This is a genomic window from Arthrobacter sp. SPT-J7 (assembly GCF_059089965.1).
In genome coordinates this window covers 1-1532 of the sequence record NZ_JBNHFF010000414.1, presented here as the reverse complement: position 1 = coordinate 1532, position 1532 = coordinate 1, and the positions used below count along the sequence as shown (strand labels likewise).

The following is a 1532-nucleotide window of genomic DNA, read 5'->3' as shown; positions in this document are numbered from 1 at the left end:
GCACGCATGCAGATGATGGTGGTGATGAAGTTGACCGCACCGAGGATGGTGCCGAAGCCGGACAGCGCCAGGCCGAACACCCACAGGTCCCCGCCGATGCCAGGGCTAAAGGTGGTGTTGGACAGCGGAGCGTAGGCAAACCAGCCGAAGGACGCAGCGCCCTGCGGGGTGATGAAGCCGGACACCGCGATGGTGGAGCCGAACAGGAAGAACCAGAAAGCCAGCGCGTTCAACCGCGGGAAGGCAACGTCCGGTGCGCCGATCTGCAGCGGCATGATCACGTTTGCGAAGCCCGCGAACAGTGGGGTGGCGAACATCAGCAGCATCACGGTGCCATGCATCGTGAACAGCTGGTTGTACTGCTCCTTGGTCTGCAGGATCTGCATTCCGGGCTCGAAAAGTTCGGCTCGGATCAGCAGCGCCATGACGCCGCCAAGGCAGAAGAACACGAATGACGCAATCAGGTACATGTACCCGATGGTCTTGTGGTCGGTGGAGGTGATCCAGTTGACGACGATGCGCCCCTTGGATTTGGGAACCACGGGAGCCGTAAGAACTCCGGTGGGTGCGGATTGAGTGTACGTAGCCACGTCGCTCCCCTTACTTAATTTCGTTCAGGTTCGGGTTGCGGTCGTATTCCACACCAAGGAGGCCTGTGTTGCCGGCGGCCTTGAGCCCTTCCAGGTGCGCCTGGAATTCAGCTTCCGAAACCACCTTGACGCGGAACAGCATTTCCGAGTGGTACTCGCCGCAGAGTTCGGCGCACTTGCCGTCGTAGGTGCCCTCTTTAGTGGGGGTAAACCGGATGTAGTTGGTCTTGCCGGGAATCATGTCGCGCTTCTGCAGGAAGGCGGGAACCCAGAAGGAGTGGATCACGTCGCGTGCGTTGAGTTCGAGGTCAACGGATTTGTTGACGGGCAGGTACAGCGTGGGGAGCTGTTCCTTGTCGATCGTGTTGCCGGTCAGGTGCGCCTGGACGCCTGCCTCGTAAACGTCTTCCTGGATGACGTCGCCGGCTTTGTAGTTGAAGTCCCATGCCCACTGCTTGCCGCGGACGTCGACAACGACGTCGGCAGGCTGTGACCGGTCATCAATGGCCTGCTGGTCACGATCCGTGAAGTAGAAGAACACCAGGACCATAAAGAGTGGGATGGTCAGGTAAAACACTTCCAGCGGAAGGTTGAAGCTGGTCTGGCGCGGGAAGCCCACGGTGCCCTTGCGGCGCCGGTAGGCCACGAGGCACCAGACGATCAAGCCCCAGGTAATGATGCCCACAACCAAGGCGGCGATCCATGAGTTGACCCAGAGGTCCATGATGCGGTCGCTGTTGCTGGTGGTGCCACGTTCTGTGGGCAGCCACCCCTTCTCTACCTCTGGCGAACATCCGGTCAAAACCAACGCGCCGGCAATTGCCAAGCTTGTGATCGTGGTGATCGTTTTGCGTCGGCTGCCGGTTCGGTTCTGCGAACTCACAGACGGCCCTTCCTACTTGTTGCTGCTGTTGCCCGGGCAGCCATCGGCGCCGCGGGCAC

Annotated in this window: 3 protein-coding genes; 1 reads left to right on the top strand and 2 read right to left on the bottom strand. The window is 60.4% G+C overall.

Features of this window, described 5'->3' with window-relative positions:
* Positions 1-590 (bottom strand): cbb3-type cytochrome c oxidase subunit I (locus tag AC5RWX_RS33165; RefSeq protein ID WP_494100407.1); only part of this gene is annotated, 590 nt, incomplete at its 3' end.
* A 10-nt stretch (positions 591-600) separates the two neighbouring features.
* Positions 601-1416, bottom strand: a complete 816-nt coding sequence (gene ctaC, locus AC5RWX_RS33160; RefSeq protein ID WP_494100406.1) for an aa3-type cytochrome oxidase subunit II — start codon at positions 1414-1416, stop codon at positions 601-603.
* On the opposite strand from ctaC, the gene AC5RWX_RS33155 reads away from it, so the two are divergent.
* Positions 1313-1532, top strand: a 220-nt coding sequence (locus AC5RWX_RS33155; protein ID WP_494100408.1) for a hypothetical protein, incomplete at its 3' end; no start/stop codon positions are given. The two genes, ctaC and AC5RWX_RS33155, sit on opposite strands and share 104 nt — an antisense overlap.